15 protein-coding genes are annotated in these 13,555 nt (G+C 62.2%); 4 read left to right on the top strand and 11 right to left on the bottom strand.

The features are described from left to right. Nucleotides 1-44: 44 nt before the first annotated feature. The 9 genes from bioB to G365_RS0110415 form a co-directional block, all read right to left on the bottom strand. Nucleotides 45-1,103, bottom strand: a complete 1,059-nt coding sequence (bioB, locus tag G365_RS0110375; protein ID WP_019645458.1) for a biotin synthase BioB — start codon at nucleotides 1,101-1,103, stop codon at nucleotides 45-47. Between the two features lie 109 nt (nucleotides 1,104-1,212). Continuing rightward, the gene (locus tag G365_RS22935) at nucleotides 1,213-2,103 is read right to left on the bottom strand and encodes a glycosyltransferase (protein ID WP_169545118.1); all 891 of its coding nucleotides are present in this window, start codon (nucleotides 2,101-2,103) and stop codon (nucleotides 1,213-1,215) included. A gap of 180 nt (nucleotides 2,104-2,283) precedes the next feature. Then, nucleotides 2,284-2,469 (bottom strand): YgaP family membrane protein, encoded by a 186-nt coding sequence (locus G365_RS0110385; protein WP_019645460.1) that lies wholly within the window; start codon nucleotides 2,467-2,469, stop codon nucleotides 2,284-2,286. Between the two features lie 103 nt (nucleotides 2,470-2,572). Next, nucleotides 2,573-3,253 carry a Crp/Fnr family transcriptional regulator gene (locus G365_RS0110390; protein WP_019645461.1) on the bottom strand — a complete coding sequence of 227 codons (681 nt, stop codon included), beginning with the start codon at nucleotides 3,251-3,253 and terminating at the stop codon, nucleotides 2,573-2,575. A 65-nt stretch (nucleotides 3,254-3,318) separates the two neighbouring features. Continuing rightward, complete coding sequence (locus G365_RS0110395; protein ID WP_019645462.1) at nucleotides 3,319-4,164, bottom strand: hypothetical protein; 846 nt, start codon at nucleotides 4,162-4,164, stop codon at nucleotides 3,319-3,321. A gap of 265 nt (nucleotides 4,165-4,429) precedes the next feature. Further along, complete coding sequence (gene ahcY / locus G365_RS0110400) at nucleotides 4,430-5,722, bottom strand: adenosylhomocysteinase (RefSeq protein ID WP_019645463.1); 1,293 nt, start codon at nucleotides 5,720-5,722, stop codon at nucleotides 4,430-4,432. A 95-nt stretch (nucleotides 5,723-5,817) separates the two neighbouring features. Then, complete coding sequence (locus G365_RS0110405; protein WP_019645464.1) at nucleotides 5,818-6,507, bottom strand: phosphoribosylanthranilate isomerase; 690 nt, start codon at nucleotides 6,505-6,507, stop codon at nucleotides 5,818-5,820. After that, on the bottom strand, nucleotides 6,508-7,248 hold the full coding sequence (gene pyrF / locus G365_RS0110410; protein WP_026345257.1) for an orotidine-5'-phosphate decarboxylase: 741 nt from the start codon (nucleotides 7,246-7,248) through the stop codon (nucleotides 6,508-6,510). Nucleotides 7,249-7,315: 67 nt separating this feature from the next. Beyond that, the gene (locus G365_RS0110415; protein WP_019645466.1) at nucleotides 7,316-8,098 is read right to left on the bottom strand and encodes a hypothetical protein; all 783 of its coding nucleotides are present in this window, start codon (nucleotides 8,096-8,098) and stop codon (nucleotides 7,316-7,318) included. 345 nt (nucleotides 8,099-8,443) lie between these two features. Between G365_RS0110415 and G365_RS0110420 the strand changes: the two genes are divergently transcribed. From G365_RS0110420 to G365_RS0110435, 4 genes are all read left to right on the top strand, one after another. After that, nucleotides 8,444-8,740 carry a YciI family protein gene (locus G365_RS0110420; RefSeq protein WP_019645467.1) on the top strand — a complete coding sequence of 99 codons (297 nt, stop codon included), beginning with the start codon at nucleotides 8,444-8,446 and terminating at the stop codon, nucleotides 8,738-8,740. Between the two features lie 32 nt (nucleotides 8,741-8,772). Further along, nucleotides 8,773-9,207 carry an EVE domain-containing protein gene (locus G365_RS0110425; protein WP_019645468.1) on the top strand — a complete coding sequence of 145 codons (435 nt, stop codon included), beginning with the start codon at nucleotides 8,773-8,775 and terminating at the stop codon, nucleotides 9,205-9,207. Nucleotides 9,208-9,217: 10 nt separating this feature from the next. Then, nucleotides 9,218-9,622, top strand: a complete 405-nt coding sequence (locus G365_RS21120; RefSeq protein ID WP_019645469.1) for a Rieske (2Fe-2S) protein — start codon at nucleotides 9,218-9,220, stop codon at nucleotides 9,620-9,622. A gap of 79 nt (nucleotides 9,623-9,701) precedes the next feature. After that, on the top strand, nucleotides 9,702-12,101 hold the full coding sequence (locus G365_RS0110435) for a DUF3772 domain-containing protein (protein ID WP_019645470.1): 2,400 nt from the start codon (nucleotides 9,702-9,704) through the stop codon (nucleotides 12,099-12,101). Between the two features lie 67 nt (nucleotides 12,102-12,168). On the opposite strand, the gene G365_RS0110440 is transcribed toward G365_RS0110435, so the two are convergent. Together G365_RS0110440 and gpt are read right to left on the bottom strand one after the other, a co-directional pair. After that, nucleotides 12,169-12,933 (bottom strand): methyltransferase domain-containing protein, encoded by a 765-nt coding sequence (locus tag G365_RS0110440; protein WP_019645471.1) that lies wholly within the window; start codon nucleotides 12,931-12,933, stop codon nucleotides 12,169-12,171. 129 nt (nucleotides 12,934-13,062) lie between these two features. Next, entirely contained in the window at nucleotides 13,063-13,551 is a 489-nt protein-coding gene (gene gpt / locus G365_RS0110445; protein WP_019645472.1) for a xanthine phosphoribosyltransferase, read from the bottom strand. Nucleotides 13,552-13,555: the final 4 nt, after the last annotated feature.

The raw sequence follows: 13,555 nt of genomic DNA on the forward strand, positions 1-13,555 counted from the left end.
TGGTACCAACGCCAGAAACCGTTACTGGAAACCGTTACCGGAAATCAGTCGTTCGGATTCTTTGACATGGCAGAAATGCCAAGCTTTTCAAACATCTGATTGTCGCGGGTCATGGCGCTGTTCTCGGTCGTCAGCAGCTCTTCGCCATAGAACATCGAGTTTGCCCCAGCCATGAAGGCCAGTGCCTGCGTGCTGACCGACATGGCATGGCGACCGGCGGACAGGCGCACGACGGAACGTGGCATCAGAATGCGGGCGACGGCGATGGTGCGGACGAATTCGATTTCATCGACATCGCTGGTCACGCCTTCATCGGCCAGCGGGGTGCCTTCCACCTTCACCAGCATGTTGATCGGCACGCTGTTGGGGTGGGTCGACAGGGTGGCCAGAGTGTGCAGCATTCCGGCCCGGTCGCTGCGGCTTTCCCCCAGACCGACAATCCCGCCGGAGCAGACCTTGATCCCCACATCCTGCACCGCCTTCAGGGTATCCAGACGGTCCTGATAGGTGCGGCTGCCGATAATCTTGCCGTAGTGTTCCGGCGAGGTATCGACGTTGTGGTTGTAATAATCCAGACCGGCCTCACGCAGGGCGGTGGCCAGTTCCGGTTTCAGCATGCCCAGGGTCATACAGGTCTGCAGACCTTCGGCCCGGACAGCCTTGATCATATCGACGATCACCGGCAGATCCCGTTCTTTCAGGGATCGCCACGCCGCGCCCATACAGAGGCGGGTCGCCCCGGTATCGCGGGCCCGGACGGCAGCCTGACGGACCTCTTCCACCCCCATCAGGGGTTCGATCTTCAGCTTGGCCTTGGCGGTACGGGACTGCGAGCAGTACTTACAGTCTTCCGGGCAGGCCCCGGTCTTGATGTTGACCAGTGTGGACCGCTGAATGCTGTTGGGATCGAACCAGGCGCGGTGGACTGTCTGTGCCAGATACAACAGATCCATCATCGGCAGGGCAAACAGCGCTTCGATTTCTTCACGGGTCCAGTCGTGGCGCGGCTGGGTCCAGTCGCGGGTGCCTGCGACGTCGGCGAAGACAGCGGGCAGAACCGGCATCGGGGCCGACGGCTGGGCAGTGGGGGTGTGGACGGTCATGCGCGGGTTCCGGCAAGGTCATTACGGATCGTTGACACAGGCTGTAACACAGGCGTTGCCCCCCGGCAACCGGCACACATCCCTGCCGCAGATGGGGGGATGGGGATCCTTAAGGGTAGTCCTGCGGTGACCGCAGGGCTTCGGCATAACTGTTCGCGATGTGCTGCGGTGCGGCCTCTGACACGGGCAGGGGCAGATATGACAGCAGGCGCAGCATCTGCAGCCGGGCCATTTCCGAACCGGACAGTGACAGGTGGCGGCGGGCATACAGATAGGCCCGCTGGGCATTGCGGCGGATGGCGTAGCGTCTGTGGGCCGGGCTCCAGTCCTGCCAGTGATCGGCGATGATCCGGGCGCTGTCGGCATACATTTTGGCTTTGCTGCGGGACAGGCCATGTTCGTCCTTACCCATCACACACACCCTCTGAGGCAGGGCGGCGACCGGCCCAAGAACGGCAAGGCGCAGGCTGATCACAAAGTCCTGACTGGTCCGCAGGGTGGTTCCGATTGGAAAGATGCGGTCGGCATCCTTGCGTCCGAGCAGAACCGACGATGGGACAAACATCTGGGACTTCAGGGCCAGACGCAGCGGGTCTGTAACCACGCGGGGGGCTGACCATGTGGTCTCTTCAGCCTGTGGCGGGGAGGCCAGAGTCCAGTCCCCCCACAGGCCGAAGGCCGAGGTGCAGCCGGTCTGCGTTGCAGCCCGGTGCAGGGCCAGTGTGCTGCCGGGCAGCAACAGGTCGTCGCCGTCAACCAGACGGATGGACTGTTCCCGGCAGGCCTGTACTCCCGCGTTGGTGGCTGCCGAAACCCCCTGATTCTGCTGATGGATCACCCGCACATGCGGGCGTGATCCGGCAAAGTCGTCCAAAACGGCGGCACTGTCATCGGTGGACCCGTCATTGACGATGATGATTTCGCCGCCGGTCTGCTGCCATTCTGCATCCAGCCAGTGCAAAACCAACGGCAGAAAGGCAGCCTTGTTGTAAACCGTCATCGCATAAGAAATCATCGCCTGACACGGCAGCCGGTTGACCGGCGGCCTCCCCCTTCCTGCGGTTCCTGTCTGAAAGGTGACTACAGGGCAAGGGCGGGCTCGTCCAGTCGAATCCTTACCGCCGTTCAGGCCCCCTCACCGGACGCGGGGAGACGGGCCTGAAAGACGGCAGAAAAAGGCTTACATCCGGCAGGTTTTGAGGCCAAAGGGCAGATAGGCCGGGCACCAGCCAATCAAGCCGGTCAGCAGGGGCACCGCCCCCAGATATCCCCACCAGCCGACAGTGCCGGTTACCGCCAGCCCGATCAGGGCAACCCCGACAATCACGCGCAGGGCCCGGTCGATTCCGCCAACATTCCGGTTCATGACATCCTCCAGAAAAGGGTTATGGACCGGAGTGTGGCAGCGAATGATCCGGGTGTCGGTAACTTGGTCACATAAGAAAAAACAAATTTACCGGTGGACTGTTTTACCGGCTGGCTGGCGGGGCTCCGGCGGCAAGGCCGGACAGGGCTTTGGTGTCCAATACGATCAGGCGTCCCCGGTGCAGGCTGATCCAGCCCCGGCGTTCAAAATCCTTCAGCTGACGGGAGATGACCTCGCGGGCACTCCCGAGCTCTGCCGCCAGATCCTGATGGGTGGCTATCACTGTCCCCCCGGCATCGTGGCGGTTGATCAGCAGGGCCGCGAGACGAGTATCAATCCGGCCAAAGGCGACATCCTCAATCAGCATCAGCAGATCGGACAGCCGGGTGGCATAGGCCGCAAAGGCAAAAGACCGGAAAACCGAGGACTGGGCCAGAAGGTGCGAAAACGCTGTGGCCGGAAGCAGGGCGCCGTCGATATCCTGTTCGGCAAGGCCTTCTCCGCCATACGGCTGCCCGGCCATCAGGCATAGGGTGGTCAGGATGCAGGTCTGGCCGCTTTCGACCCGGTACAGCACGATTTCCCGGCCATTTTCCGCCACCTTCTGAACGCGGATGCAGCCGCTCTGCACCAGCAGAAACGCCTGACAGGGATCCCCTTCTGAAAACAGGCGGGTTCCGGCCGGGATGTGGACAGGGCGTAGATGCTGCCGCAGGCTGCCCAGACTGGCAGGGTCCAGATCCTTCAGGGCAGGGAAGGCAGAGAAGAGATCCACGGGGATCATTCAGGGTGTCCTCTTGAGGCTGGGGCCGTATGGCAGGGGGCAGTCTGCCATACGGTCGGCCCGGATCAGAGGGTGCCGTTGTATTTGCTGTCGTAAATCGGCGTCGATTCCAGCCGGCCACTCGACAGGATGCGTTTCTGTTCCATCTTGGCATCCAGAGTCGGCTGGGTTGCCGGGGCCTCGGCGGCGGTCTTTTTCAGCTGAATATCCACCGCGCCGATGTCTTTCCCGGAATAGGTGACGCGCAGACTGCCCTGTTGCTTGGGGTCCGCAGAGGTGGTGAATTCGATCCGCAGGCGGGTATTGTCTTTGCCGACCAGTGTAAAGACCTGCTTGCCATCCTTGGCGTTGGCCTTCTGGGCCATGATATCGCCCTGAATGTCGCGGGTCGGGCTGTTCATGCGCATGATCAGGCCCTGAACACGGTCCTGAATATACTGGGCCTCCTTCGACTGGGCATTGTCAAAGTACTTGGCGAGATACTGGTTCAGCGCCTTGCCGTCGGGCCCGGTTTTTTCCAGCAGCTTGGTATTGTATTTGACCTTATCGGCCAGCGGCGCGTCGTCTTTCGGCTTTGGCACTTCTGCTGCCGTAGCACTGCGCGTCTGGCGGGCGGACGGGCGGATCCCGGCGCGACCCAGGACGGCATTGGCCCGCTGCAGCGCCTCTTCTTTCAGGGCCTCTTTCTCTGCGTCGCTCAGCTTGGTTTTGGCGGAGTTGGACAGAGAAACCGAGCTGGCATCCCCGAAAGGGTTTCCAGATTTCGGGTTCTCGATCCCGCTTTCTTTTGAATAGCGGTTGATCGAGGTCTGGGTTGAAGTCGCCACCTGGGTCTGGCGACTGCGGAGGGTCTGGAACATGTCATCGGAAGATGACTGGTTCAGGTAGGTAAGCAGTGATGTGATGGCCATGGCTGTCCCCGCACGCAAAGCAAAACAGATGAATCCATCTGGCCCCACAACCAGACCGATTCACGGCGTTCTGCGAATATGCAAAAAACACACCATTCGGCTTAACGTCTACGACTCCCGGCGGAATTTCAGGCGCAGAAAAAGGCGATCGGCAAAAAATGCCCACTGGATCTGTTGTGCCGAGGCGGCCTGTCGCATGCCGCATAGCATAACGGGCGGGTGCCGTTGCACCCGCCCGTCAAACCATCCTAAAACCGGCAGGGTCTTAGTAACGGTACATGTCCGGCTTGAACGGACCGGCCATCGCAACGCCGATGTATTCGGCCTGTGCCTGCGACAGGGTGGTCAGCTTCACGCCCAGCTTGGCGAGGTGCAGCAGAGCCACCTTTTCGTCGAGGTGCTTCGGCAGCACGTAGACCTGATTTTCGTACTTGTCGGCGTGGTTCCACAGCTCGATCTGGGCCAGCACCTGATTGGTGAAGGACGCCGACATCACGAAGCTCGGGTGGCCGGTGGCGCAGCCCAGATTCACCAGACGGCCTTCGGCCAGCAGGATGATGCGCTTGCCATCGGGGAATTCGACTTCGTCGACCTGCGGCTTCACATTGTGCCACTTCAGGTTCTTCAGGCCAGCGACCTGAATTTCGTTGTCGAAGTGACCGATGTTGCAGACGATCGCCCGGTCCTTCATCGCCCGCATGTGGTCAACGGTGATGATGTCGATGTTGCCGGTGGTGGTTACGAAGATGTCACCACGCGGGGCGGCATCTTCCATGGTGGTCACTTCGTACCCTTCCATCGCGGCCTGCAGGGCGCAGATCGGATCGATTTCGGTGACGATCACGCGGCAGCCGGACGCGCGCAGCGACTCGGCAGACCCCTTGCCCACGTCGCCGTAACCGGCAACGACGGCAACCTTGCCGGCCAGCATGACGTCGGTGGCGCGGCGGATGCCGTCAACCAGCGACTCGCGGCAGCCGTACTTGTTGTCGAACTTCGACTTGGTGACGCTGTCATTGACGTTGATGGCCGGAACCTTGAGGGTGCCCTTCTTGGCCATTTCATACAGACGGTGCACGCCGGTGGTGGTCTCTTCCGAGATGCCCTTCACGTCGGCCAGCAGTTCCGGGTACTTGTCGTGCATGATCTGGGTCAGGTCGCCGCCGTCATCCAGAATCATGTTCGGGCGCCAGCCGTTCGGGCCTTCGATGGTGGCTTCAATGCACCACCAGAACTCTTCCTCGTTCATGCCCTTCCAGGCGAAAACCGGAATGTTGGCGGCGGCAATGGCGGCAGCGGCCTGATCCTGGGTCGAGAAGATGTTGCAGGATGACCAGCGCACTTCCGCGCCCAGGGCCACCAGCGTCTCGATCAGGACAGCGGTCTGAATGGTCATGTGCAGGCAACCGGCAATACGGGCGCCCTTCAGCGGCTGGCTGGCACCATATTCCTCACGCAGGGCCATCAGGCCCGGCATTTCGGTTTCGGCAATCACGATTTCTTTCCGGCCCCAGTCGGCCAGAGACATGTCTTTTACCTTGAAGTCGGTAAAGGTCATTGCTGTGCTCCCGCAGCGATAATAGTCCAGCCTCATGTAGCAGAGGCCGGAGGGGATTGCAAGGGCGATATAAGGATATCTTTATATCTTCAACTCTACCCCAAGGCGGCGGCTTCATCTTCGGTCGCAACGGCGGCGATGAAGCGGGCGATCAGCTCCGGGTCCTTTTCGCCGGGGGCCGATTCCACGCCGGAGGAGACATCAACGCCCGGTGCTCCTGACTGGCGTATGGCGTCGGCCACGGTGTCCGGGGTCAGGCCACCAGCCAGAAGCCAGGGCGTTTCTGTCAGGTCGTGCCAGTCCTGCATCAGCGCCCACGGAAAGCTGATTGCGTTGCCGCCGGGCCGGTCCGCTCCGGCCGGGGGCTTGGCATCAAACAGCAGGAAGTCAGCAATGCCTGCGTAAGCCTTTGCGGTGTCAAGGTCGGCGGCGGTGGCCACCCCGATGGCCTTGATCACCTCAACCCCGTATTCCAGCCGGATGTGTTCGACCCGCTCCGGCGTTTCGTGGCCGTGCAGCTGCACCACATCCAGACGCAGGATGCGGAAAACGTCATCCAGTTCAGCGTCGGTGGGGTCAACGAACAGTCCGACTGTCTTCACTTCATCCCAGATATCCGGCGGCAGGTCAGCGACCATCTGCACCACCCGTTCCGGTGTCACGGCACGCGGGCTTTTGGGAAAGAAGACGAAGCCAAGAAAATCCGCACCGGCCTCAACGGCAGTTTCCACGGCTTCTTCATCGGTCAGGCCGCAGATTTTGATCAGGGTCTGGGATCCGGTCATTTACAGGCTCCCGCTCTGGGCGAGGCGGATTTCCTGCGCCACCCGGTGGGCGGCGGCCACCGGGTCGACTGCCGCCGTGATCGGTCGGCCGACCACCAGCATGTCCGCACCCGCCTGCAGGGCATCGGCGGGGGTCATGATGCGCTTCTGGTCATTGGTGGCGGACCATGCCGGACGGACACCGGGCACGATCAGTCTGAAGTTCGGCCCGCAGGCTTCCCGCAGCATGGCGGCTTCATGGGCAGAGCAGACAACGCCGTCAATCCCGCATTCACGCGCCAGAAGGGCCAGTTCCAGCACCTGATCGGAGACACTGCGGGAGACCCCGGTGGCCGACAGGTCGTTCTGGTCCATGCTGGTCAGTACGGTTACGGCCAGCACCAGCGGACGGGTGACCAGATGTTTGGCGGCACCGTCGTGCGAAGCATCGACAGCGGCCTTCATCATGTCGCGGCCCCCGGCCCCGTGGACATTGACGATGGCCGGGCGGGCGGCACAGGCAGACCGCACCGCCCCGGCCACGGTGTTGGGGATATCGTGGAACTTGAGATCCAGAAACACCGGGACATCGTCGCTGGCCTTCGACACTTCCCGCACCCCTTTGGGGCCGTTGGCGACGAAGAATTCCAGCCCCAGTTTTACCCCTCCGGCGGCTTCGGCGACCTTGGCGGCCATCGTGGTGGCTTCCGCCACATCGGGCGTGTCGAGGGCAACGAACAGCGGATTGGGGAATGCGGTCATCACGGTCTTCCGGTCAAAATCAGTCAACCGTGCCGTTATACCATCCTGCGCCGCGCCTGCCACCCGCCTATGCGGGGACGGCAACCCTCTCCAGCATATCCAGCAGCCGTTCGGTGGCACCCCGGCCGAACCACTGGTCGAGGTCGTCGCCTTCCTTCGGGTTCTGCAACATCACCATCAATTCGCCGAACAGCCCGTCGCACAGGGCCGCGAAGTGCTGTGGTGTCGGGCGGAAGACATTCGGCCACGCCTCAGACCGCATGGTTTCCATAAAAATCCCCCGGACCTCGTCAGTGTGCTCAAACGCCTGAACCAGCCGGATCAGGGTTTTCAGCAGCAGCAGGCGGGATGGGGGATGCCCCAGAAGAATCCGCCGTAGCTCAACATCCTGCACATTGGGAAAGCGGCTGATCAGGCGGCTGACGTCGGCATTCAGGTCGGAATAGGGCAGGGTTCCCAGCACTTCCCGCAGAAAGACCCCAAGCCGTGACAGACAGTGACGGGGCAGGGCCAGTGATCCTTCCTTCCGCTCCGTCACCAGCCCCTGGGGGTAAAACGCCATCACCAGACGCAGCAGAAAATCAGACCGTCGATCCCAGGCCGGGCGCTCGATCGGTTCGGCCCGCAGGGCGTCGGCGGCGGCATCCTTGACCATCCGGGACGCACAGGCACCGCAGGCAACCCGCATGCGGCTGATCTGGCCTTTTACATAATGATCGGTTTCGGCCTTCAGCCGCTCTCCGCCTTTGGCCTCGGCCACCCGGACCGCCAGTGTTCCGATATCTTCGGCCAGCCGGATCATTTCCGGGCCACCGACGCCAAGGCGGATACGTTCATTTTCCAAGGTCACACACAGGCTCCCCGACAAAGGCCTTTGATTTTACGCGTATTGCCGCCCCTCGACTTCCCCCATCAATAGGGCGGCTACTTTCGAATGGTTGAGAACATCACAAGGCTATACATCTTAGCAATAGAACTTCTGTCTGATCAGCCAAATCGCTGAGTGCTTTTTGTTTCGCGATTCTCTCTGCCGTGGTCAGCCCGGGATCTGCGGAGAGGGGGAGGGCGGCAAAAGCGGTTGTTCCCAACAGAAGGGATCGACTACTCTGGGGCCAGAGTGTGGGGGCAGTGTGGGGCCGGAATCCGGGTCCACCTTCAGGCCCCTGCCCAACTGTCTTCTGACCCGGAGAATCCGATGCCCCTGTTCGTCATTCACTGCTTTGACAAGCCCGGCCACCTGCAGGTCCGCCTTGATGCCCGCAGTGCCCATCTGGAATATGCAAAGGAATGGGAACAGCACATGGTCATCGGCGGTCCGCTGCTGACCCCGGATGGTCAGGGCATGGTCGGGTCGATGATCATTATGGATCTGCCGGATCTGCAGGCTGCCTATGATTGGTGTGCCAATGATCCCTATGGCCGGGCGGGGCTGTTCGAGAGCGTGACCGTCCGCCCCTACCGGGGCCTGCTCGGCAGCGCCAAACAGGCCTGATCCGTCACCGTGATGCCTGTCAGGAGTCTGCGATGCCCCTGTGGCTGATGAAGTCTGAGCCGGAAACCTGGTCGTGGGATCAGCAGGTGTCAAAAGGCACCGAGGCCTGGACCGGTGTCCGCAATCATCAGGCTGCGGGCTTCCTGAAGGCGATGCAGGTGGGGGACCGGTGTTTTTTCTATCATTCCAACACCGGTAAGGCGGTGGTGGGGATCGTGACGGTGGTGCGCGGGGCTTACCCCGACCCCACCGATCCCGCTGGCCGGTTTGTCTGTGTTGATGTCGCGGCAGACCGCCCGCTGCCTTTCCCCGTGCCTCTGGCCCGGATTAAGGAACAGCCGGAGCTGTCGGCCATGATGCTGTTGAAACAGGCCCGCCTGTCGGTGATGCCGGTGACGGGCCCGGAATGGGATGTGGTCTGCCGGATGGGGGGCTGTCAGGCCCTGCGGGAGAGGGCGCCGGGATGACGGATCTGCGATGACTGAGCCGAAGCAACAGGGCCGCGGCCCGACCACTTTTCCGCTGTCTGCCCTGCGCGACCCCGGATGTAAGGAAGTGGTGATCGACAGTGCCGGGGAACGGTCCGGGATTTTTGTGGTCCGGCAGGGTGATCTGATCCGGGCCTATGTCAATTCCTGCCCGCATCAACGGGTGCCGCTGAACTGGAAGCCCGACACCTTCCTGACGCCGGAGCTTGATGCAATCCAGTGTTCCCTGCATCGGGCCCTGTTCCGGATCGAGGACGGGTTCTGTACGGCCGGCCCCTGTGCCGGACGGTCCCTGACAGCGGTGGCGGTACGGGTAGAGGCTGGGATAGTGACCGTTGACTTTCCTGCCCCGGCTGCCACATCCGGGGGGGTATCCCCTGTGGGGCTGCCCTGATCCTGCCATATCCACCGGGCATTTTTCTGTCCCGGTTTTCCTGATTCTGTGTGTCTGACTGAAACGAGCCCCGACTGCCATGCCATCCCTGTCTTCCCTGTTACGACTCCTCCCGGCCCTGCTGCTGGCCCTGACCGTTCTGGTCACTGCCCCTGCAGGATATGCAGCCGGGGCGCCGGAAAAGCGCCCGGCGGCGGATGTTTTCAAGGCGGCCTCTGCGCTGTTTGACGGTGCGGAAAAGCGGATCGTCGATGCCGAGGCTGGCCGGGGCAAGATTGATGATCTGTCCCTGCAGACTCTGCGGGCTCAGCTGCAGGATCAGGGGCATGCCCTGACCCCGCTGATCGCAGACCTCAACACCGAAAAGCAGGGCGTTGCTTCAGAGCTTGAGGCCCTTGGTCCGGCACCGGAAGACAAGGATGCCGAGGCGAAAGATGTGGCGGCGGTGCGGCAGCGTCTGGCGTCACAGACCGCGCAGATTGATGCCGAAATCAAGCAGGCCCAGCTGATGCGGGTACAGGCACAGTCCCTGTCACAGCGAATCTCTTCTGTGCTGCGGGTCCGATTCGCCAATCAGCTGTTCAGCCGCGCCCCTCTGCCGCTGAACCCCGGCACCTGGGCTTTGGCGGCGCAGGAACTGGATGAGCAGTCCTCCGGCCTTGGGAAGTCCGTTGCCTCTGCCCAGTCGATAAACTGGTCTGATGCTGCTGTACAGACAACCGTGCGCAATCTGGTGGTGACGCTGCTGCTCGGCCTGCTGCTGGTATGGCCGGTGCGCCGCTGGCTCAACCGGCGCCTGCTGCCGTCCTGGAGTGATGAGCGGGAGCTCGGATTTTCTGAACGGGTCTGGGTGGCGGTACGCCGGGCGCTTATCCGTCTGCTGCCCTTCGCACTGTTTCTGGGGATGGTCAACGCGGTGATTTTCAGCGCCTCGATCCTCAGTCCCAGCAACGCGCAGGTGTTTGGGGTTCTGTCCGGGGCCCTGATCGGTTTTCTGGTCAATTCCAGTCTGGTGTGGGCGGCGTTTTCACCGACCAAACCGGGGTGGCGAGTGGTTCCGCTGCCCGATAAGTCCGCGCGCTCTGTCAGCCATCTGATCACTGCCGTTCTTCTGATTCTGATCCTCGACACTGTTCTGGCTGCGGCCCTGACCCTGTACGATGTTTCGGTGGAAGCGGCGAGTGTTTCGCTGTTCACCGTCACCGTGGCGCTGATTGTGCCGTTGCTGCTGCTGTGCCGGGCCCGCCCGTGGCATAGCGATATGGATTCGCGTCTGGTTCTGCATAGCCGCTGGCTGCGGTGGCCGGTTTCTGCGACTGCTCTCGCCGCGTTCATCGCCGGTGCGGTCGGGTATGTCGAGTTCGGGCATTATCTGGCGACCAATCTGGTGCAGACACTGGTGATCTGCGCGGTTGCGGTGGTGCTGTATGTGGTTCTGCGGGAACTGCTCAACAGTGCCCTGCGCCGGACCGGGGTCTTTTCTGCCGAGACCACGGACCAGGCGGTGGATGAAGAGCATGCCCGTGGCGATGCCATGGTGCGGTTCTGGGTTAATGTGGTGATTGCCTCGGCGGTGGGCATTCCGGCGTCGATCGTCCTGCTGCTGGTCTGGGGGGTCGGGCAGGAGGCGCTGGAGTCAGCATGGCGTCTGTTTGTTGACGGGGTGACCATCGGCGGAATCAATCTGTCGGTCATCAACCTGTTTTCAGCCCTGGTGGTGTTTGCCATCCTGCTGTTTGCCACCCGTCTGGTGAAAAACGTGCTGGAAACCCGGGTGTTGCCGATGACCCGTCTGGATGCGGGGTTGCAGCATTCGTTCTCCACCTCGGTCGGGTATATCGGCACGGTGATCGCCGTGCTGGGGGCGGCATCCACGCTGGGGTTCGGCCTGTCTAATCTGGCGATCGTCGCCGGTGCCCTGTCCGTCGGTATCGGTTTTGGTCTGCAGACCATTGTGAACAATTTTGTATCCGGCCTGATCCTGCTGTTTGAACGCCCGATCAAAGTCGGTGACCGTGTTGTGTCGGGGGGGACGGAAGGATATGTCCGTAAGATCAAGGTGCGTGCCACCGAGATCGAGACCTTTGACCGGGCTACGGTGATTATCCCGAACTCGGCGCTGATCACCGCGCCGGTGACCAACTGGTTCCTCAACAACCGGTTCGGGCGGGGGGTGATCAATATCGGCGTCGATTATGATGCGGATCCGGATCGGGTCCGGGATATTCTGCTGGACTGTGCCCGGGCCCATCCGCGGGTGATTCAGTCTTCGGCCTCCCCCAGCGCCTTTCTGATGAACTTTGGCGACAGTGCGCTGGAATTCTCCCTGCGCTTCCAGCTTGAGGATGTTGAGGTTGCCACCTCCGCCTCCAGCGAAATTCGCATCAATATCCTCAAGCGTCTGCGGGCTGAGGGAATTGGTATTCCCTTCCCGCAGCGCGAGGTCCGGATGCTGAACGACGGGTCGAAACAGTCCTGATCTGCCGGTAAAGAAAAAAGGGCGGCTCTGACGGGCCGCCCTTTTTTAACGCATATCCCGGGGTGACTTATGCCCCCAGACGGGCACGGAACCGCAGGCGCATATAATCGGCCCACCAGCCGCCGGACCCGTCCCGCAGCGCCGGGGCCATCGCTGCCACCGCTTCGTCCAGAATGGCCTGCCGCTCGGTCTCTTCCAGTCCGGCGACAAAGGGACCGGCAAAGGTTTCCAGCCACCCGGCCATGCCGGTGGGCAGCGGGGTCGGCCGGGGCACCAGCGCGATGTCCTCGATCACGAAGCCATGCCGGATCAGCAGGGCAGAGTATTCCTCAACTGTCGGGAAATACCACGGGTTCCGGGGGGCGGGGTCAATGTTCCGGCGGTTCAGGGCGGCGGTGAGGGCCGTGACCACGGCAGCAACGTTGCCGAAACCGCCGAACTCGGCGACAAAGCGCCCGCCGGGTACCAGGGCACGGGCGACACCGGCGACCACCGGTTCCGGCCGGGTCATCCAGTGCAGGGCGGCATTAGAGAACACCGCCTCAAAGCAGGCGGAATAGTTCAGGGCATGGCCATCCATCACCTCGGCGGTCAGGCCCCGGGCCCGGGCGGCGTCAATCATCGCTGCGGATCCATCCACCCCGGTGACCACCGCGCCGCAGGCCACCAGTTTTTCGGTCAGCGCGCCGTCACCGCAGCCGAGGTCGAGAATCCGCTCCCCCTCCGCCGGGGCCAGCAGGGTCAGGACTGGCGCGCCAAGCACCGGCACGAATCCGGCGTTGGCCTGATAGCGTCCGGCATCCCAGATCTGCCCGGTTGATGCTGTGGTCATGATTTTGTCTCCTCCGCCGGGGGCGGCTCTGTCTGTTTCAGGGATCCTGCATACAGGAACGGGGGTGGATTTCTCCACCCCCGTCTGCAATTTTCCGGTCAGGGATCCTGTCCGGCGGACTGGCCCCGGTTATTTCCGGCGGGCCAGCGGCTCGTTCGGCTGCAGTTCGGCATCCCACGGGAACAGAAGCCAGGTGGTCTGTTCGATCGGCACCACGAAGGTATCCACCGCATCCTGCCCCTGCGGCTTGGCATAGACGGTGGCGATATGGGCCTTCGGCAGCAGCTTTTTCACCAGACGGGCAGTAACGCCGGAGTCGACGAGGTCGTCGACCACCAGCCAGCCTTCGCCATCGCCGACGATGTCTTTCTGCACGTCCTTGATCACCGTCGGGTCGCCCTGCACCCGGTCGTCGTAGGAGACGATGGAGATACAGTCAATCAGGCGGATGTCCAGCTCACGGGCCAGAATCGACGACGGGATCAGGCCGCCACGGGTGATGGCGACGATGCCCTTGAACGGGGCCATCTGCACCAGCTTGTGGGCCAGCATGCGGGTGTCGCGGTGGAACAGTTCCCACGCGATCGGAAGATAACGGCTGGCGGTATAGTCTTTCATCTCA

It is taken from the genome of Novispirillum itersonii subsp. itersonii ATCC 12639, from assembly GCF_000381985.1.
GTDB lineage: Bacteria > Pseudomonadota > Alphaproteobacteria > Rhodospirillales > Rhodospirillaceae > Novispirillum > Novispirillum itersonii.

Bases quoted from the DNA above. Each gene is read 5' to 3' on its own strand.
- bioB (WP_019645458.1), bottom strand. From the start codon at position 1,103: ATGACCGTCCACACCCCCACTGCCCAGCCGTCGGCCCCGATGCCGGTT.
- G365_RS22935 (WP_169545118.1), bottom strand. From the start codon at position 2,103: ATGACGGTTTACAACAAGGCTGCCTTTCTGCCGTTGGTTTTGCACTGG.
- G365_RS0110385 (WP_019645460.1), bottom strand. From the start codon at position 2,469: ATGAACCGGAATGTTGGCGGAATCGACCGGGCCCTGCGCGTGATTGTC.
- G365_RS0110390 (WP_019645461.1), bottom strand. From the start codon at position 3,253: ATGATCCCCGTGGATCTCTTCTCTGCCTTCCCTGCCCTGAAGGATCTG.
- G365_RS0110395 (WP_019645462.1), bottom strand. From the start codon at position 4,164: ATGGCCATCACATCACTGCTTACCTACCTGAACCAGTCATCTTCCGAT.
- ahcY (WP_019645463.1), bottom strand. From the start codon at position 5,722: ATGACCTTTACCGACTTCAAGGTAAAAGACATGTCTCTGGCCGACTGG.
- G365_RS0110405 (WP_019645464.1), bottom strand. From the start codon at position 6,507: ATGACCGGATCCCAGACCCTGATCAAAATCTGCGGCCTGACCGATGAA.
- pyrF (WP_026345257.1), bottom strand. From the start codon at position 7,248: ATGACCGCATTCCCCAATCCGCTGTTCGTTGCCCTCGACACGCCCGAT.
- G365_RS0110420 (WP_019645467.1), top strand. From the start codon at position 8,444: ATGCCCCTGTTCGTCATTCACTGCTTTGACAAGCCCGGCCACCTGCAG.
- G365_RS0110425 (WP_019645468.1), top strand. From the start codon at position 8,773: ATGCCCCTGTGGCTGATGAAGTCTGAGCCGGAAACCTGGTCGTGGGAT.
- G365_RS21120 (WP_019645469.1), top strand. From the start codon at position 9,218: ATGACTGAGCCGAAGCAACAGGGCCGCGGCCCGACCACTTTTCCGCTG.
- G365_RS0110435 (WP_019645470.1), top strand. From the start codon at position 9,702: ATGCCATCCCTGTCTTCCCTGTTACGACTCCTCCCGGCCCTGCTGCTG.
- G365_RS0110440 (WP_019645471.1), bottom strand. From the start codon at position 12,933: ATGACCACAGCATCAACCGGGCAGATCTGGGATGCCGGACGCTATCAG.
- gpt (WP_019645472.1), bottom strand. From the start codon at position 13,551: ATGAAAGACTATACCGCCAGCCGTTATCTTCCGATCGCGTGGGAACTG.